The sequence below is a fragment of the Nakamurella panacisegetis genome (assembly GCF_900104535.1).
In the GTDB taxonomy this organism is placed as follows: domain Bacteria; phylum Actinomycetota; class Actinomycetes; order Mycobacteriales; family Nakamurellaceae; genus Nakamurella; species Nakamurella panacisegetis.
Window position 1 is genome coordinate 2,779,051 of sequence record NZ_LT629710.1, and the last position, 18,017, is coordinate 2,797,067.

Annotated in this window: 14 protein-coding genes and 1 pseudogene; 13 read left to right on the plus strand and 2 right to left on the minus strand. The window is 68.6% G+C overall.

Annotated features, from left to right (window positions below; genetic code table 11):
- Nucleotides 1–148 precede the first annotated feature (148 nt).
- From BLS97_RS12290 to BLS97_RS12350, 13 genes and pseudogenes are all read left to right on the plus strand, one after another.
- Nucleotides 149–832: an NADH-quinone oxidoreductase subunit C gene (locus BLS97_RS12290; protein ID WP_407938054.1), complete on the plus strand. Its 684-nt coding sequence runs from the start codon at nt 149–151 to the stop codon at nt 830–832.
- Entirely contained in the window at nt 829–2,217 is a 1,389-nt protein-coding gene (locus tag BLS97_RS12295; protein WP_090476253.1) for an NADH-quinone oxidoreductase subunit D, read from the plus strand. Before BLS97_RS12290 ends, BLS97_RS12295 begins: the two co-directional genes overlap by 4 nt.
- Nucleotides 2,214–2,957, plus strand: a complete 744-nt coding sequence (nuoE, locus tag BLS97_RS12300; protein WP_090476255.1) for an NADH-quinone oxidoreductase subunit NuoE — start codon at nt 2,214–2,216, stop codon at nt 2,955–2,957. The genes BLS97_RS12295 and nuoE overlap by 4 nt, the downstream gene beginning before the upstream one ends.
- Before the next feature lie 4 nt (nt 2,958–2,961).
- A complete protein-coding gene (gene nuoF / locus BLS97_RS12305; protein WP_231988077.1) occupies nt 2,962–4,290 on the plus strand; it encodes an NADH-quinone oxidoreductase subunit NuoF in 1,329 nt (442 codons plus the stop codon).
- On the plus strand, nt 4,290–6,896 hold the full coding sequence (locus BLS97_RS12310; RefSeq protein ID WP_090476257.1) for an NADH-quinone oxidoreductase subunit G: 2,607 nt from the start codon (nt 4,290–4,292) through the stop codon (nt 6,894–6,896). Before nuoF ends, BLS97_RS12310 begins: the two co-directional genes overlap by 1 nt.
- Nucleotides 6,896–8,335, plus strand: a complete 1,440-nt coding sequence (gene nuoH, locus BLS97_RS12315) for an NADH-quinone oxidoreductase subunit NuoH (protein ID WP_090476259.1) — start codon at nt 6,896–6,898, stop codon at nt 8,333–8,335. Before BLS97_RS12310 ends, nuoH begins: the two co-directional genes overlap by 1 nt.
- Nucleotides 8,322–8,825 (plus strand): annotated as a pseudogene (gene nuoI, locus BLS97_RS12320) (NADH-quinone oxidoreductase subunit NuoI); the annotation flags it as partial. The gene nuoH and the pseudogene nuoI, both read left to right, overlap by 14 nt.
- A 197-nt stretch (nt 8,826–9,022) precedes the next feature.
- Complete coding sequence (locus tag BLS97_RS12325) at nt 9,023–9,901, plus strand: NADH-quinone oxidoreductase subunit J (protein WP_090476261.1); 879 nt, start codon at nt 9,023–9,025, stop codon at nt 9,899–9,901.
- Nucleotides 9,898–10,197: an NADH-quinone oxidoreductase subunit NuoK gene (nuoK, locus tag BLS97_RS12330; protein ID WP_090476263.1), complete on the plus strand. Its 300-nt coding sequence runs from the start codon at nt 9,898–9,900 to the stop codon at nt 10,195–10,197. The genes BLS97_RS12325 and nuoK overlap by 4 nt, the downstream gene beginning before the upstream one ends.
- A gap of 19 nt (nt 10,198–10,216) precedes the next feature.
- Nucleotides 10,217–12,160 carry an NADH-quinone oxidoreductase subunit L gene (nuoL, locus tag BLS97_RS12335; protein ID WP_197676154.1) on the plus strand — a complete coding sequence of 648 codons (1,944 nt, stop codon included), beginning with the start codon at nt 10,217–10,219 and terminating at the stop codon, nt 12,158–12,160.
- 106 nt (nt 12,161–12,266) lie between these two features.
- The gene (locus BLS97_RS12340) at nt 12,267–14,000 is read left to right on the plus strand and encodes an NADH-quinone oxidoreductase subunit M (protein ID WP_090476265.1); all 1,734 of its coding nucleotides are present in this window, start codon (nt 12,267–12,269) and stop codon (nt 13,998–14,000) included.
- Entirely contained in the window at nt 13,997–15,601 is a 1,605-nt protein-coding gene (nuoN, locus tag BLS97_RS12345) for an NADH-quinone oxidoreductase subunit NuoN (protein WP_231988078.1), read from the plus strand. Before BLS97_RS12340 ends, nuoN begins: the two co-directional genes overlap by 4 nt.
- A 22-nt stretch (nt 15,602–15,623) precedes the next feature.
- Nucleotides 15,624–16,619: a polyprenyl synthetase family protein gene (locus tag BLS97_RS12350; RefSeq protein ID WP_172832270.1), complete on the plus strand. Its 996-nt coding sequence runs from the start codon at nt 15,624–15,626 to the stop codon at nt 16,617–16,619.
- 24 nt (nt 16,620–16,643) lie between these two features.
- Here BLS97_RS12350 and rarD read toward each other — a convergent pair whose 3' ends face one another.
- Together rarD and BLS97_RS12360 are read right to left on the minus strand one after the other, a co-directional pair.
- On the minus strand, nt 16,644–17,558 hold the full coding sequence (gene rarD, locus BLS97_RS12355; RefSeq protein ID WP_090476267.1) for an EamA family transporter RarD: 915 nt from the start codon (nt 17,556–17,558) through the stop codon (nt 16,644–16,646).
- Complete coding sequence (locus BLS97_RS12360; protein ID WP_090476269.1) at nt 17,558–18,016, minus strand: Lrp/AsnC family transcriptional regulator; 459 nt, start codon at nt 18,014–18,016, stop codon at nt 17,558–17,560. Before BLS97_RS12360 ends, rarD begins: the two co-directional genes overlap by 1 nt.
- Between the last annotated feature and the right edge of the window lies 1 nt (nt 18,017).

The window sequence follows — 18,017 nt, forward strand, 5'->3', positions numbered from 1 at the left end:
CGGCGGCGCGGTCGATCTCCCGCCCGGGCAGAGTGCCGCGCAGGGCGGGGCGACGAGCGTCGACTCCCCGGCCTCGGTCCAGACCGGCAGCACCGACGACGCGTCCCACCGGAGCGCCGGGGCCGGAACGGAACTCGCCGCCGCCGCCCTGAACCAACCGACCGGACCGGGCGTCGCGCCGGTCGGGGTGCAACGCACCGGCATGTTCGGCGTGCACGACTCGGGTGACACCAGCGGGTTCGGACTGCTGGTCCGTCCGCCCTACGCCCCGGATCCGGCCGAGCGCCCGTACGGCGGATACTTCGACGAGGTGGCCGATGCGCTCGCGGCAGCGATGGCCGAACGGGGCATCCCGGCCTCGGCGTTGCTGCAAACCACCGTCGCCAACGGTGAAATCACCTTTTACTTCTCCCCTGAGCACATGTCGGCGCTGTTCTGGGCGCTGCGCGACGACCCGTCGTTGCGGTTCGAGCTCGCGTCCTCGATCTCGGGCGTCGACTACGGACCAGACGTCCCACGGCGCCTGCACGTCGTCTACGAGCTGACGTCGATGACCTACCGCCGCCGCATCCGGTTGGAAGTCGCGGTGGGCATTGACGATCCGCATGTGCCCAGCGCGGTCGCGACCTACCCGACGGCCGACTGGCACGAGCGGGAGGCCTGGGACATGTTCGGCATCGTCTTCGACGGGCATCCCGGTCTGACCCGCATCCTGATGCCGGACGACTGGGAGGGACACCCGCAGCGCAAGGACTATCCGCTGGGCGGCATCCCGGTGGAGTACAAGGGCGCGGAGATTCCCGCCCCCGACCAGCGGAGGAGCTACTCATGATCGACGAGAACATCGTCTTCGCCGAGGATTTCCTGCCCGACGATGTGCGGGGCGGGGAGCCGCGGGTGGCCCGCGGTACGGCCACGACCGAGGGGCGCGTCTTCACCGTCACCGGTGGCGACTGGGACGACATGCTGGCGGAAGGTCAGTTCGGCGACGGCGGTGACTCCGACGAACGCATCATCGTCAACATGGGTCCGCAGCATCCGTCCACCCACGGTGTGCTGCGGCTGATCCTGGAGATCGAGGGCGAGACCGTCGTCCAGGCCCGCTCGGTGATCGGATATCTGCACACCGGCATCGAGAAATCCTGCGAGTACCGGACCTGGACCCAGGGCGTCACGTTCGTGACCCGGGCCGACTACCTGTCGCCGGCCTTCAACGAGGCCGCCTACTGCATGGCCATCGAGAAGCTGCTGCAGATCGAGGTTCCGCGGCGGGCGCAGGTGATCCGGGTGCTGCTGATGGAGCTGACCCGGATCTCCTCCCACCTGGTTGCCCTGGCCACGGGCGGGATGGAACTGGGCGCCCTGACCGGCATGACGGCCGGTTTCCGGGAGCGCGAGGAAGCACTGCACCTGATGGAGTTCCTCACCGGACTGCGGATGAACATGGCGTTCATCCGTCCGGGGGGAGTGGCCCAGGAACTGCCCGAAGGGTCGATCGAGAGGATCAACGCCTTCATCCGCGTCATGGAGAAGCGGCTCCCGGAGTACGACAAACTGCTGTCCGGGCAACCGATCTGGAAGATGCGGACCAAGGGTGTCGGCATCCTGCCGCTGGAAGCCTGCATGCAGCTGGGCATCACCGGACCCGTCCTGCGGTCGGCCGGGCTGCCCTGGGACCTGCGGAAGACCATGCCGTACTGCGGTTACGAGGAGTACGACTTCGAGGTGCCCACGGCCACCGAGGCCGACTGCTACGCCCGATTCCTGTTGCGGCTGGCCGAGATGCACGAGTCACTCAAGATCATGAAGCAGGCCGTGGTGAAGCTGGCCGAACCGGGCCCGGTGATGGTGACCGACAAGAAGATCGGTTGGCCGGCGCAGTTGTCGATCGGCGCCGACGGCATGGGCAACTCCCTGGAGTACATCAAGAAGATCATGGGCAGTTCGATGGAGTCGCTGATCCACCACTTCAAGCTGGTCACCGAGGGATTCCAGGTTCCGGCCGGGCAGGCTTACGTCGCGATCGAGAACCCCCGCGGGGAACTGGGTTGCCACGTCGTCTCCGACGGCGGGACGCGCCCGTTCCGGGTCCATCTGCGTGATCCCGGATTCGTGAACCTGCAGGCCATGCCGGCCATGAGCGAAGGGTCACTGATCGCCGATGTCGTCGCCGCGGTCGCCTCCATCGACCCGGTGATGGGCGGGGTGGATCGATGACGCGCTCCAGGATCGGCGTTCCGGAGTTCCTGACCACGGACGTCGTGTTCGATCAGCTCACCCACGACCGGGCAGCCGAGATCATCGGCCGGTACCCGTATTCGCGGTCGGCCCTGCTACCGCTGCTGCACCTGGTGCAATCGGTGGAAGGCTTCGTCAGCCAACCGGGAATCGAGTTCTGCGCGGCCAAGCTCGCCCTGACCTCGGCCGAGGTGTCGGCGGTAGCGACGTTCTACACCATGTACAAGCGGAATCCGTGCGGGCAGCACCTGGTCAGTGTCTGCACGAACGCGCTGTGTGCGGTGCTCGGCGGCGACGCCATCTACCGGACGCTCAGCGACCACCTCGGCGTCGGGCAGGACGAAACTGCCGGTGTGCCGGGCGAAGTCGGGTCGATCACGCTGGAGTCGGCCGAGTGCCTCGCGGCCTGCGACCACGGTCCGGTGGTCCAGGTCAACTACGAGTACTTCGACAACCAGACGCCCGACGGCGCCCTCGACCTGGTGCACGCGCTGCAGGCCGGTGACAAGCCGCATCCGACCCGGGGTGCTCCGCTGACCGACTTCCGCACCGCCGAACTCGAGATCGCCGGCATCATGCCTGATCTCGCGGCCGCGGTGACCGGGCCGTCGGTGTCGGAGATGACCCTGCGGGGCTCCCGACTGGCCGAGCAGAACGCCCAGTCCGCCCCGGCCATGCCCGACCACGTCGAATTCCCGCCGCTCCCGGAGAAGAAGTGACGTCATGAGTGCACCCCAGATGCCGGCTGTCCCCGCCGGTCCCGCCGTCATGACGCCGGTACTCACCCGGCGCTGGGCGTCACCGGATTCCTGGTCGATCAAGACCTACCGCCGGCTGGACGGCTACGAGGCGCTGCCCAAGGCGCTGGCCGTCGATCCGGGGCGGATCGTCGAGCTGATGAAGAACTCCGGGCTGCGCGGCCGTGGCGGGGCCGGATTCCCGACCGGGCTCAAGTGGTCCTTCCTGCCGCAGGGTGACGGCAAGGCGCACTACCTGGTGATCAACGCCGACGAGGGAGAACCGGGTACCTGCAAGGACATTCCGTCGATGATGGCCGATCCGCACTCGCTGATCGAGGGTTGCATCATCACCTGCTACGCGATCCGGAGCGAGTTCTGCGCGATCTACGTCCGGGGCGAGGCGATCCACTCGCTGCGTCGGCTGACCAACGCCGTGAACGAAGCCCGGGCCGCCGGCTTCCTGGGCCGCAACATCATGGGTACCGGGTTCAACCTGGAGATCGTGGTGCACGCCGGGGCCGGCGCCTACATCTGCGGGGAGGAGACGGCGTTGCTCGACTCCCTGGAAGGGCGCCGCGGCCAGCCACGGCTCAAGCCGCCGTTCCCGGCCGTGGCCGGGCTGTACGCCTGCCCGACGGTGGTCAACAACGTGGAGACGATCATGTCGGTGCCGGCCATCGTCATGGGTGGCAGCGACTGGTACCGCAGCATGGGAACCGACAAGTCGCCCGGTCCCAAGATCTTCTCGCTGTCCGGACACGTCACCCGGCCCGGCCAGTACGAGGCGCCGATGGGCACCACGCTGCGGCAGCTGCTGGAGTCGGCGGGCGGGATGCTGGACGGCATCCCGCTCAAGTTCTTCACCCCGGGTGGTTCCTCGACGCCGATCTTCACCCCGCAGCACCTGGACGTGCCGCTGTCGTTCGACGACGTCGCCGCGGCCGGGTCGATGCTGGGCACCACCGCGTTGATGTGCTTCAACGAAACGGTTTCGGTCCCGTGGGCGGTGTGGAAGTGGCTGGAGTTCTACAAGCACGAGTCGTGCGGCAAGTGCACGCCGTGCCGGGAGGGCACCGGCTGGCTGGTGCAGATCCTGCGCCGGGTGGTCAGCGGGTCCGGGACGTTCGAGGACCTGGACACCCTGACCGACGCCGCCGGGAACATCGCCGGGCGCTCGTTCTGTGCTCTCGGTGACGCCGCGGCGACGCCGATCCTGTCCGGCTTCAAGTACTTCCGTTCCGAGTTCGAAGATCTCGTCACCGGGCGGACGCCGCCGGTGGTCGAGTCCCGCCTGCTGGTTGGAGCGCACTGATGACCCAGGTAGTGAGCCCGACGACGAACACCGGCGGCTCGCCGGAGGACCGGCCGGTACCCGAGGGTCACGTCCGGCTGACCATCGACGGCGTCGTGTTGGACGCGCCCAAGGGCGAGTTGGTGATCCGCGCCGCCGAACGGATCGGGACCGCGATCCCGCGGTTCTGCGACCACCCGCTCCTGGAGCCGGTCGGCGCCTGCCGGCAGTGCCTGGTCGAGATCGAGATGGGCGGCCGGCCGATGCCGAAGCCGCAGGCCTCCTGCACCCAGACGGTGGCCGACGGCATGGTGGTGCGCACCCAGCTCAGCTCGCCGGTGGCCGAGAAGGCGCAGCGCTCGAACCTGGAGTTCCTGCTGCTGAACCATCCGCTGGACTGCCCGATCTGCGACAAGGGCGGTGAATGCCCGCTGCAGAACCAGACCCTGGCCAACGGGGCGGCCGAGTCGCGGATGCACGATGCCAAACGTGTGTTCACCAAGCCGATCGCCGTGTCCACCCAGATCCTGCTGGACCGTGAGCGCTGCGTGCTGTGCCAGCGCTGCACCCGGTTCTCCGACCAGATCGCCGGGGACAAGTTCATCGACCTGTTGGAACGCGGGTCGGCTCAGCAGATCGGCATCAACTCGGCCGAGCCGTTCCAGTCCTACTTCTCCGGCAACACGATCCAGATCTGCCCGGTCGGCGCGCTCACCTCGGCCGCCTACCGGTTCCGGTCCCGCCCGTTCGACCTGGTTTCCACCCCGACGGTGTGCGAGCACTGCGCCGACGGTTGCGCGATGCGGACCGACCACCGGTCGATCGGCGTGACCCGACGCCTGGCCGGTCTCGACCCGGCGGTGAACGAGGAGTGGAACTGCGACAAGGGCCGCTTCGGTTTCACCTACACCTCGGTCGGAGATCGCATCCTGCGGCCGATGGTCCGCAATGCCGAGGGCACGTTGGAACCGGTGTCCTGGACCGAGGCTATGTCGGTGGCCGCGGCCGGGCTGGCGACGGCGCGCGACACCGGCGGTGTCGGGGTGCTCACCGGTGGTCGGCTGACCGTCACCGACGCCTACGCCTACGCCAAGTTCACCCGTCTTGCGTTGCGGACCAACGACATCGACTTCCGGGCCCGGGCTCATTCGGCCGAGGAAGCCGAGTTCCTGGCTGCCCGGGTGACCGGCCGGACCCCGGACACCGACGGGGTGACGTTCGCGTCACTGGAGACGGCACCCGTCGTCCTGCTGGTCGGCCTCGAACCGGAGGAGGAGTCGCCGATCCTGTTCCTGCGGCTGCGCAAGGCGTCTCGCCGGGGGGTGCCCGTCTATTCGGTGGGCGCGGTGCGGTCCCGGGGGCTGGACAAGATGGACGGCCACCTGCTGACGGCCGTGCCGGGGCAGGAAATGGCTGTGCTGCAGCGTCTCTCGACGGAGGTGGCCAGGGCCGGTGCGCCCGAGGCCCCCGTGCACAACCAGGCCGCCGTGGCGCTGCGGGCGGCCGGGGCCGTCGTGCTGGTGGGGGAGCGAGCCGCCGAGATCCCCGGACTGCTGACCGCGGTGGCCGACCTGGTCGACCGGACCGGGGCCAAGCTGGCCTGGGTGCCCCGCCGGGCCGGTGAACGCGGAGCGCTGGACGCCGGCGCCATCGGGAACCTGCTGCCCGGCGGTCGGCCGATCGCCGACGACGCCGCTCGCGCCGAGGTGGAGAGCGCCTGGGGCGCATCGGTTCCGGCCGCTCCCGGTCGGGACACGTCGGGCATCCTGGACGCCGTCGGGGCCGGCGGCCTGTCCGGGTTGCTGATCGGTGGGGTGGAAGTGGCCGACCTGCCCGATCCGGCCGCCGCTATCGCCGCCATCGCCGCCGCCGGTTTCGTGGTCAGCCTGGAGCTGCGGCGCAGCGCCGTCACCGAACTGGCCGACGTGGTCTTCCCGGTCGCGGCGGTCGCCGAGAAGTCGGGATCGTTCGTCAACTGGGAGGGCCGCAACCGCCCGTTCGGTGCCGCCTTGCCCGAATTCGGGACGCTGGACGAGGGCCGCATCCTGGACACCCTGGGCGTCGAGATGGACGTCGACCTGTACACCCAGACCCCCGTCGCGGCCCGGGCCGACATGGGCCGGCTCGGCATCTGGAACCCGTCATCGGCGTGGATCAACTTCTCAGGCGTGGACGAATCTGGCGACTCCGGTCACTCCAGTCCCAATTCGGCGAAGTTGATCCATGCCGGCGAAGTTGATCCACGCGAAGGTGGTCCACGCGAAGGTGGTCCACGCGAGGGGACCTTCGCCGTGGCGACCTGGCGGATGAACCTGGACGGCGGGCGCGGGCTGGACGGGGAGCCGCACCTGGCCGGCACGGCCAAGCCCGACGTGGCGCGCCTGTCGGCTGGCGATGCCGCCCGTCTTGATGTGAACGACGGTGACGCCGTACGGGTGGTGGGGCCGTCGGGCGGATCGGTGACGTTGCCGCTGGAGATCACGGTGATGGCCGACGGCTCCGTCTGGTTGCCCTCGCGGATCGGCGGGACCCCGCTGGGCGTGCTGCTCGGTGGTGGGGTCACCACGCGCGTGCGGGTCACCCGGGCGAGCGGGAACGACACGGCAGCGGAAAGGCAGGGCCTCTGATGCGCGCTCCAGTCCATCTCGATACCTCGCCGGGGATCAGCCTCGACGGGTCGACGCAGGCCCTGCTGGCCGGTGACCCGTGGTGGCTGATGCTGATCAAGGCGGTCATCATCTTCGCGCTGCTCCTGCTGATGACGCTGTTCGCCATCTGGTTCGAGCGCAAGATCGTCGGCCGGATGCAGCACCGCCCCGGTCCCACCTGGAACGGCCCGTTCGGCCTGCTGCAATCCCTGGCCGACGCCCTGAAGTTGATCTTCAAGGAGGGCATGATCCCGGCCCGGGCCGACAAGTTCGTCTTCATCGCTGCGCCGATCCTGGCCTGTATCCCGGCCTTCCTGATCTTCTCGATCATCCCGCTCGGCGGCCAGGTCAGCATGTTCGGCCACCAGACGGCTCTGCAGTTGACCGACCTCCCGGTCGGTGTGCTGGCCGCGCTGGCCTTCTCCTCGATCGGCGTCTACGGGATCGTGCTCGGCGGCTGGGCCTCGGGTTCCACCTACCCGCTGCTGGGCGGGCTCCGGTCGGCCGCCCAGCTGATCTCCTACGAGGTCGCGATGGGACTCTCGTTCGTCGCGGTGTTCCTCTACGCCGGCACCCTGTCGACCTCGGCCATCGTGAACCAGCAGGCCGGCGGTTGGTATGTCTGGCTGTTGCCGGTGTCGTTCGTCGTGTACTGCGTGTCGATGGTCGGCGAGACCAACCGGGCGCCGTTCGACATGGCCGAGGCCGAGGGCGAACTGGTCGGCGGCTTCAACACCGAGTACACCGGCATGCGGTTCGGAACCTTCTTCCTGGCCGAGTACATCAACATGATCAACGTGTCGGCCATCGCCACCACGCTGTTCCTCGGGGGCTGGCGGGCGCCCTGGCCGCTCTCCCGGATCCCGGGCGCGAACAGCGGCTGGATCACCCTGATCTGGTTCTTCGTGAAGGTCCTGCTGTTCATGTTCGTCTTCGTCTGGCTGCGCGGCACGTTGCCCCGCATCCGCTACGACCAGTTCATGACGCTGGGCTGGAAGATCCTGGTGCCGGTCTCCCTGGTCTGGATCGTCCTGGTGTCCACCGCCCGGGTGCTGAACTCGGCGACCTCGCTGACGACGAGGCAGGTGCTGCTCTGGATGGGCATTCCGCTGGTGCTGGTGCTGCTGATCGCCGCCTTCTGGCCCCAGAAGGAGCGACCCGATCAGGAGGAGATCGACGCGGCCGATCTCCTGGCCGCCGAACAGGAGGATGGCGAACCGACCGTGGTCGACGCCCAGGGCCTGGTCACCGTCGTGACCCCGCGGCTGGGGGCCTATCCGATCCCGCCGCTCGATCTGCGGGTCCCGGCCGCACCGATCCGATCCGCCCGAGCCGCTGCGCCGCCCGTCGGGGCGCTCGCCCAGGGTCACCCCGGCTCGACCGGGACCAGTGAAGGAGATCCCAATGTCATTTCTTGATCCCGTCAAGGGCTTCGGTGTCACCTTCGCGACCATGTTCAAACCGGTCGTCACCGAGGACTACCCGAACAATCCGTTGCCGACGGCGCCGCGGTACCACGGCCGTCACCAGCTGAACCGCCACCCGGACGGACTGGAGAAGTGTGTCGGCTGCGAACTGTGCGCCTGGGCCTGCCCGGCCGACGCGATCTTCGTCGAGGGCGGCGACAACACCGACGAGGAGCGTTACTCGCCCGGCGAGCGGTACGGCAAGAACTACCAGATCAACTACCTGCGCTGCATCGGCTGCGGCCTGTGCATCGAGGCCTGCCCGACCCGGTCGCTGACCATGACGAACGAGTACGAGCTGGCCGACGACGACCGTCAGCGGCTGATCTACACCAAGGACCGGCTGCTGGCCCCGCTGCTGCCCGGCATGGAGCAACCGCCGCACCCGATGCGCCTCGGCGACGAGCAGGACTACTACGTCAAGGGGCCGGAACTGCTCCGCGACCCCACCTTCCGGCGCGGGGCCGCACCCGACGTGAACGTTCCGGCCCACCCGGACGTCACGCGCCGACCGGTGGACTCCTCGAGCGTCCCGCCGGCCCACAGCGTCACCGGGGCGGCGGCCCCCGGCGTACCGCCCGGGGCGACGTCGCACGGCACCGTTCCGCGGGGCGTCACCCCGCCCGCCGGTGACGCCCGATGAGCGCCCTGATGGCCGCGGCCGGTGACGCGTCGACGACGGTCGCGTCCGGTGGCGGCGAACAGATCGCCTTCTGGATCCTGGCCCCGCTGGCCCTGCTCGGCGGGGTCGGCATGGTGCTGGCCAAGGGCGCGGTGCACTCCGCGCTGTGGCTGGTGCTGACCATGCTCTCCCTCGGGTGCCTGTACATGGCGCAGGGTGCCGAGTTCCTCGGGTTCGCCCAGATCATCGTGTACACCGGCGCGATCATGATGTTGTTCCTGTTCGTGCTGATGCTGACCGGCCGGGAGGCCGGCGACTCGGTGATCGAGGTGCTCCGGGGTCAGCGGATCAAGGCCATCTGCATCGGCATCGGGTTCGTCGGCCTGCTGGTCGCCGCGCTGGTCCGGGCCCTGCGGGTGACCGAGTCGGTCGGCCTGGGGCCGGCGATGGCCCAGCGCGGACCCATCGGGTCGCTGGCCGCGGCGCTGTTCACCGACTACTTGTTCCCGTTCGAACTGACCAGCGCCCTGCTGATCACGGCCGCGGTCGGCGCGATGGTGCTGGCCCACGTCGAGCGGGCCCCGGGCGAGAAGAAGACGCAGCGCCAGCGGGTGCACGAGCGGATGCGGTCGGACCGGATGTCCCCGCTCCCCGGGCCCGGCGTGTTCGCCACATCGTCGTCCAACGCCACCCCGGCTCTCCTGCCCGACGGATCGATCGCACCGGGATCGGTGTCGAAGCTGGTGGAGCGGAGCGAGGCGGTCCGGGTGGCCACCCGGAATTCGCAGGGCCGCTCACTGGCCGCGCTCGAGACGGCCGAGCACCCGCACCGGCTCGAACCGGCCGACACCGATTCCGAACACACCATCGCCGTCCCGAACGGAGACCACCGGTGACCCCCGACCACTACCTCATCCTGTCCGCCCTGCTGTTCGGCATCGGTGCCGTCGGGGTGCTGGTGCGGCGCAACGCGATCGTCGTGTTCATGTGCATCGAGCTGATGCTGAACGCGGTGAACCTCTCGCTGGTCACCTTCGCCCGGATGCACGGCAACCTCGACGGCGTCCTGATGGCGTTCTTCGTGATGGTGGTGGCCGCGGCCGAAGTGGTGGTGGGGTTGGCGATCATCATGTCCATCTTCCGGAGCCGGCGGAGTGCCTCCGTCGACGACGCGAACCTGCTGAAGTTCTGACGGGGCGGGAACTTTCCTCATGACACCAGAAACCGTGATCACCCCGGCGTCGGGCATCACGAGCGCAGCGTGGTTGCTGTTGCTGCTGCCCGTCGCCGGCGCCGTGGTCCTGCTGGTCGGCGGCCGGCGGCTGGACCGGATCGGCCACTGGATCGGCTGTGCGACCGTCGTCGCCGCGTTCGTCCTCGGGTTGGCCATCTTCTTCTCGACCGTCGGGTCCGGCAGCACCGACCGGGTGCACTCGCTGCAACTGTTCTCCTGGTTCACGTCCGGGTCGCTCAACGTCGACCTCGACCTGCGGTTGGATCCGCTGTCGCTGACGTTCGTGCTGCTGATCACCGGGGTCGGATCACTGATCCACATCTACTCGGTGGGCTACATGTCCCACGATCTGGAGCGGCGGAAGTTCTTCGCCTATCTGAACCTGTTCGTCGCGGCGATGCTGCTCCTGGTGCTCGGCGGCGGGTTCATCTCCCTGTACTTCGGTTGGGAGGGCGTCGGTCTCGCGTCCTACCTGCTGATCGGCTTCTGGTCCGACCGCCCGGCCGCGGCGACCGCCGCGAAGAAGGCGTTCATCATGAACCGGGTGGGTGACGTCGGGCTGGCCCTGGCCATCTTCCTGATGTACAAGGAGATGGGAACCACCTCCTACAGCGGGGTCTTCACGGCCATACCGAATGTGTCGCCGGCCGCCGTGACGACGATCGCGCTGCTGCTCCTGCTCGGCGCCTGCGGCAAATCGGGCCAGGTCCCGCTGCAGGCCTGGTTGCCTGACGCGATGGAGGGCCCGACCCCGGTGTCGGCCCTGATCCATGCCGCGACCATGGTCACCGCCGGCGTCTACCTGATCGCCCGGTCGGCGCCGATCTACAACCTGACCTCGGACGGCCGGCTGGTGGTGTCCATCATCGGTACGGTCACTCTGCTGGTCGGCTGCATTGCCGGGTGCGCCAAGGACGACATCAAGAAAGTCCTGGCCTACTCGACGGTCTCGCAAATCGGCTACATGTTCCTGGCTGTCGGCCTGGGCAGCGGCGTGTACGCGCTCGGCATCCTGCACCTGTTGACCCACGGCTTCTTCAAGGCCGGCCTGTTCCTCGGGGCCGGCAGCGTCATGCACGGCATGAACGACGACGTCGACATGCGGCACTACGGCGGCCTGGCCCGCAAGATGCCGATCACCTTCTGGACGATCATGGCCGGATACCTGGCCCTGATCGGCTTCCCGTTCCTGTCCGGATACTTCTCGAAGGACCCGATCATCGAGGCGGCGTTCTCGGCCGGGGGAGCCAAGGGCGCGCTGCTCGGCGGCGCCGCCCTGCTGGGCGCGGGTCTGACCGCGTTCTACATGACCCGGTTGATGATCATGACCTTCTTCGGCGAGGCCCGCTGGAAGCACCTGCGATCGGCCGACGGGCGGGAGTACCACCCGCACGAGTCGCCTCTGGTGATGACCGTGCCGATGATCATCCTGGCCGTCGGATCGGTCGGCGCGGGTGCGTTCCTGGCCGTCGGCAACCGGCTGGTCGAGTGGCTGGCCCCGTCGGTGGGGGAGTTCCACGAGCCGCACCCGCCGGTGGCCAAGATCGTCATCACGGTCGGAACGCTGGTGGTCGTCGCGGCCGGCGTCGGTGTCGCCTACCTGCTGGTCGGGCGGCAGCCGGTCCCGGTGACGCGGCCCGAGAAGGTCAGCGCGCTGGTGCGTTTCGCTCGGGCCGACGCCGGCGGCAATGCCGTCAACGAGGCTCTGGTGGCCCGTCCCGGCCAATGGCTGGGTGGGGCGCTGATCTACGCCGACAACCGCGGCGTCGACGGCGCGGTCAACGGGTTGGCCGCGGCGCTCGGCGGACTGTCCGGTCGATGGCGCCGGTGGCAGAACGGTTTCGTCCGCTCCTACGCCCTGTCGATGCTCTCCGGCACCTTCCTGGTCGTCGCCGCCCTGATCGTGGTGAGGTTCGCATGAACAGCGCATACAGAACTGCCCGGCACATACGGAAGTTCCCGAAATCGGCGGTTACTAGGCCGATCTGGGCAGTTCGATCTGCGCTGACCGGGACGGAGGACGCACGATGAACGGCTTCCCCTACCTGGTTGTCCTCATCGCCCTCCCGCTCGTCGGGGCCGGGGTGGTCGCGTTCATGGGCGGGGCGCCGGTGCGCACCGTGAAATCGGTCGCGCTCGGCTTCTCACTGGTCGAATTCGTGATGGCCGTGGTGTTGTGGATCGCCTACACCCACCCGGCCGCCCAGATCGGATCGGGAAGCTTCTCCGCGGCTGACTCTCCCTTCCGGCAGACCTTCTCGGTCGACTGGATCCGCAGTTTCGGGATTCACTTCTCGCTCGGCGTTGACGGCATCTCGCTGGTGATGATCGCCCTGATCGCATTCCTGGTGCCGATCGTGCTGGGCGCGTCCTGGGAGGAGAAGGTGCCCCAGGGGCGCACCGTCGGCGGCTATTTCGCGCTGATCCTGGTGATGCAGGCGGCCATGACGGGGGTCTTCGCGGCCACCGACGTGTTCGTGTTCTACGTGATGTTCGAGGTCATGTTGATCCCGATGTACTTCCTGATCGGCGCGTTCGGCGGGGTACGACGGGCCTACGCGGCGACCAAGTTCTTCCTCTACTCGCTGATCGGCGGCCTGTTGATGCTGGCGTCGATCATCGCGTTGTTCGTGGCGTCCGGGCGTACGCCGGACCGGGCCGGGCTGGGCGGGACTCTGGACTGGAACACGTTGCGCAACATCGCCCACGAGATCCCGCCGTCGACCCAGATGTGGATCTTCGCGGGTTTCGCCATCGCCTTCGCCATCAAGGCGCCATTGGTCCCGCTGCACACCTGGCTGCCCGACGCCGGTTCGGAGGCGCCGGTCGGTGCGGGCACGCTGCTGGTCGGCGTGCTGGACAAGGTCGGCACCTTCGGTTTCCTGCGGATCTGTCTGCCCTTGCTGCCGGCGGCATCGAGCCGGCTGGCCTGGCTGATCATCACCCTCGCGGTGGTGGGCATCATCTACGGCGCGATCGTGGCGGCCGGGCAGAGCGACCTCAAGCGCTTCGTCACCTACACGTCCATCGCGCACTTCGGGTTCATCGCCCTCGGCGTCTTCGCGTTCACCACGCAGTCGATCAGCGGGGCCGTGCTCTACATGGTCAACCACGGTCTGGCCACCGCGCTGCTGTTCCTGGTGGTGGGGATGCTGACCGCGCGCGGGGCGTCCCGGAACATCGCCGACTACGGCGGGGTCTGGAAGGTCGCGCCCCTGCTCGGCGGGTTCTTCCTGATCGGGGCGCTGGCCACCATCGCCATGCCGGGGACGAACTCGTTCGTGTCGGAGTTCCTGGTGCTGATCGGCACCTTCAGCCGATATCCGGCGTGGGCCGTCGTGGCCACCACCGGCATCGTGTTCGCGGCCGTCTACATGCTCTGGATCTTCCAGCGCACCATGACCGGCCCGGTTCGCGGAGCCGCTGTGCTGCAACAGGAACCGGATGACGAGTCGCCGCTCGGCGGGCCGACCGGCCGGCCCTCGCTCCCGTCGGGAGCGAGGGCCACCACGGCCACGCTCGCCCACCAGCCGACCGCGGTGAAGGTCCGTTTCGGCGACCTGACCAAGCGCGAGATCGGCGTTCTGACGCCGCTGGTGGTGCTGATCATCTTCCTCGGGGTCTACCCGAAACCGGTGTTGGACGTGATCAACCCGACCGCGGAGCAGACCGTCGGCTGGTCGTGCCACACGGATCCGGTGCCGGCCCATGCGGCCGCCGCCGGTACCACCGCAGTGACCATCTCGGAGGGGTGCCAGTGAGCACGCTGTATATCGCGGCCGGGTCGGTGCCCGATGCCATCAAGGCGCCGTCGGTCGACCTGACGGCCGTCATGCCGGTCCTGATCGTGCTGGGCGCAGCCTGCGTCGCGGTGGTGCTGGAGGCGGTCCTGCCCCGCGCGCAGCGCTACGTCAGTCAGCTGACGCTGGCCGTCGTCGCGATCGTCGGGGCCGGGGTCTGGACCGTCGTCGAGGGCAGTCGGCACCGGTACGCGGTGACGTTCTCCGGAGCCATCGCGGTCGATGGCGGCACGTACGTCATGTGGGGGGTGCTGCTCGCCCTGGCTCTGGCGTCGGTGTTGCTGATGGCCGATCGGGTGTCTGAGCCGGGCGGTGCCTTCGCCGCCCAGGCGTCGATCCGGGTCGGCTCCGCCCGCGACCGGACCCAGACCGCCGTCGCGTTGCCGATGCAGACCGAGGTGTTCCCGCTGACGTTGTTCGCGATCGGCGGCATGCTGGTGTTCCCGGCCTCGTCGGACCTGCTGACGCTGTTCGTCTCGCTCGAGGTGCTGTCCTTGCCGTTGTACCTGCTGTGCGGGCTGGCCCGCCGCCGGCGGTTGATCTCGCAGGAGGCGGCGGTCAAGTACTTCCTGCTCGGCGCATTCACCTCGGCGATCCTGCTGTACGGCATCACCCTGATCTACGGCTACGCCGGCTCGATCAAGTTCTCCGCCATTGCGGCCAAGGCCAGTGCCGGTGGTACCAGCGACCTGCTGCTGCTGGTGGGCATCGGCCTGCTGGTCGTCGGACTGCTGTTCAAGGGCAGCGTCGGGCCGTTCCACCTGTGGACCCCCGACGTCTACCAGGGGGCCCCGACCCCGGTCACGGCCTTCATGGCGGCGTGCACCAAGGTCGCCGCCTTCGCCGCCATGGTCCGCGTGTTCCAGGTCGCCATCGGCCCGATGGCCTGGTCCTGGCGACCGGTGCTGTGGGTGGTGGCGATCGCCTCCATGCTGATCGGCGCGATCCTCGGCATCACGCAGACCGACATGAAGCGGGTGCTGGCCTACTCGTCGGTCGCCCACGCCGGGTTCATCCTCCTGGGCGTGATGGCGATCAGCCAGAACGGCGCCTCGGGCACGATGTTCTACCTGCTGACCTACGGGTTCGCCACCGTCGGCTCGTTCGCGATCTTCACGCTGGTCCGCAAGGGCGACGGGGAAGCGTCGAATCTGTCCGACTGGGCCGGTCTGGCCAAACGATCGCCGCTCATGGCGGCATGCATGAGCCTGTTCCTGCTGTCCTTCGCGGGGATCCCGCTGACCAGCGGGTTCATCGGCAAGCTGAGCGTGTTCAGCGCGGCCACGGAAGCCGGGATGGGGCCGCTGGTGGTGGTGGCCATGATCGCCACCGCGATCACCGCGTTCTTCTACCTCCGGGTGGTCGTGCTGATGTACTTCTCGGCGCCGGTGTCCGGCTCGCTCGACCCCGACGCCGCGGTGACGACCGAGCCGTTCGTCGTCGTTCCGGGCACCCTGACCGGAATCGTCATCGGCCTCAGCGTTGCCGTCACGTTGGTGCTGGGCATCTTCCCGCAGCCGTTCCTGGACGGGTTGCAGGTGCCGTGGCCTTTACTGTCCTGACTGCTGCCGTAGGGTCGTCGATGTGAACGCACCGACCATCCTCGCCGGTATAGAACTTGCCGACCCGGCCTTGGCCGCCCGGGTCGCGGCCGGCCTGGCCCGCGTCGAAGAGGTCCTCGAACGCGAGATGGCCAGCGAGTTCGATTTCGTCACCGAAGCGGCATCCCACCTGATGCATGCGGGCGGCAAGCGCTTCCGCCCGCTGTTCACGTTGGTCGCCGCCGGTGTCGGGCCCAACGCCGACTCGCAGGACGTGATCACCGCGTCGGCCGTCGTCGAACTCATCCACCTGGCCACGCTCTACCACGACGACGTGATGGACGAGGCCGACCTGCGTCGCGGGGCCAAGTCGGCGAACGCCCGTTGGGACAACTCGATCGCCATCCTGACCGGTGACTTCCTGTTCGCCCACGCCTCGCGTCTGGTGGCCGACCTCGGTCCGGACGCGGTACGGATCATCGCCGAGACCTTCGCCGAACTGGTCACCGGGCAGACTCGGGAAACGGTCGGTCCACGCCCCGGTGCCGATCCCATCGCACATCACCTGACGGTGCTGGACGAGAAGACCGCGGCCTTGATCGACACCTGCGCCCGCTACGCCGGCATGTTCTCCGGGGCATCGGCGGCCGAGACCGCCGCGCTGCGCCGTTTCGGCCGGGCCGTCGGGGTGGCGTTCCAGATCTCCGACGACATCATCGACGTGGCCTCGGACGAGTCGGGGAAGACGCCCGGCACGGACCTGCGCGAGGGCGTCGCCACCCTGCCGGTGTTCTACACCCTGGCCGACCCGACATCCGATCCCCGGCTGGTGGAGCTGGTGTCCGGCCCGATCGAGTCCGAGGCGGAACTCGCCGAGGCGGTGTCACTGCTGCGGGCCTCGGCCGGGCTGGCCCAGGCGAGAGCGACCCTGGACAACTACGCATCGACCGCCCTGGACGAGCTGAACAGCCTGGCTCCGTCGCCCGCCCGGGATGCCCTGGTGTCGTTGACCCAGTTCGTGGTGGCGCGGACCAGGTAGTCGCCCGAACCGTCAGCCCAAGCGTCAGCTCTGGGCCGGGGCCGGTCGATCCGTCGCCGGCCGGCGCGCATGAACGTGGGCCCGGCGCGCTTCGCGCAACCCGCTCACCGACAGCGCGATCAAGGCGATCCAGATCAGGACGAACCCGATCCAGCGAGCGGTGATCATCTGCTCGTGCAGCCAGGTCACGCCGATCAGGAACTGCACGACCGGCGTCAGGTACTGCAGCAGTCCGAGGATCGACAGCGGCAGGGCCCGGGCCGATGCGGCGAAGGCCAGCAGGGGCAGCACCGTCACGACTCCGGACAGGGCCAGCAGCAACACGTGCCCGGTGCCGTGTCCGGTGAGGGTCGACTGTCCCTTCAGCTGCAGGTAGGCGAGGTACCCGAGGGCCGGAACGAGCAACACCACGCCTTCGGAGGTCAGCGAGGCCGGCGGCGGGAGCGGGATCACCTTCTTCACCAGCCCGTACAGGCCGAAGGTGACGGCCAGGATCACCGCGATCCAGGGAAAGCGGCCCCCGGCGATCGCGATCACCAGTACGGCGGCCCCGCCGAGTCCGACCGCGGCCCACTGGACGGGGCGCAGTCGCTCGCGGAAGACGAGCACCCCGAGCAGCACGCTGACCAGCGGATTGATGAAGTAGCCGAGGGCCGCCTCCACCACCTTGCCGCTGTTGACGGCGTAGATGTACACGCCCCAGTTGATCGAGATCAGCACCGACGCGGCGACCACGAGCAGCCAGGTCCGGCCGGCCATCGCGCGGATCGTCGACCACTGGCGCAGCACCGACACCACGACGCCCATCACCACCAGGGACCACACCATCCGGTGGGCCAGGATCTCCCCGGCCTTGGCCGGTTCCAGCAGGGGCCAGTACAGCGGGAACAGACCCCAGATGAGGTAGGCGACGACTCCGAAGACCACTCCGCGGCGCATCAGGCGCGGCCGTCTACCACGTTCGGGCGGTCGAGCAGCGTCGACAGGACGATCCGTGATTCCGTCCTGGCCACGCCGTCGGCGGCCCGCAGGCGCTCCAGGGCCTGCTCGAAATGAGCCATGTCGGCCGCGCGGACGTGCACCAGCACATCGGCGTCACCGGACACCGTGTAGGCCGCGACGACCTCGGCGATCGGCGTCAGGATGGCCCGTATCCGGGTTGGGGTGATGTTCCCGCCGTAGGTGACGGCGACGAACGCCTCGGTGTGCCAACCGACCGAACCCGGGTCGACCCGGGCCGTGAAGCCGGTGATCACTCCCTCGGCCCGGAGCCGGTCGACCCGACGTTTGACGGCGGGTGCCGACAGCCCGACCGACTCGCCGATCTCGCGGAACGATGAGCGGGCGTCTTCGATCAGACACGAAATGATGTGATGGTCAATAGAGTCGAGCTGCAAC

What these genes read in the sequence shown, in the direction of transcription:
- nuoE (WP_090476255.1), top strand. Translation starts at nt 2,214, where the DNA reads ATGACGCGCTCCAGGATCGGCGTTCCGGAGTTCCTGACCACGGACGTC.
- BLS97_RS12325 (WP_090476261.1), top strand. Translation starts at nt 9,023, where the DNA reads ATGAGCGCCCTGATGGCCGCGGCCGGTGACGCGTCGACGACGGTCGCG.
- nuoF (WP_231988077.1), top strand. Translation starts at nt 2,962, where the DNA reads ATGAGTGCACCCCAGATGCCGGCTGTCCCCGCCGGTCCCGCCGTCATG.
- nuoL (WP_197676154.1), top strand. Translation starts at nt 10,217, where the DNA reads ATGACACCAGAAACCGTGATCACCCCGGCGTCGGGCATCACGAGCGCA.
- nuoH (WP_090476259.1), top strand. Translation starts at nt 6,896, where the DNA reads ATGCGCGCTCCAGTCCATCTCGATACCTCGCCGGGGATCAGCCTCGAC.
- BLS97_RS12295 (WP_090476253.1), top strand. Translation starts at nt 829, where the DNA reads ATGATCGACGAGAACATCGTCTTCGCCGAGGATTTCCTGCCCGACGAT.
- BLS97_RS12310 (WP_090476257.1), top strand. Translation starts at nt 4,290, where the DNA reads ATGACCCAGGTAGTGAGCCCGACGACGAACACCGGCGGCTCGCCGGAG.
- BLS97_RS12340 (WP_090476265.1), top strand. Translation starts at nt 12,267, where the DNA reads ATGAACGGCTTCCCCTACCTGGTTGTCCTCATCGCCCTCCCGCTCGTC.
- rarD (WP_090476267.1), bottom strand. Translation starts at nt 17,558, where the DNA reads ATGCGCCGCGGAGTGGTCTTCGGAGTCGTCGCCTACCTCATCTGGGGT.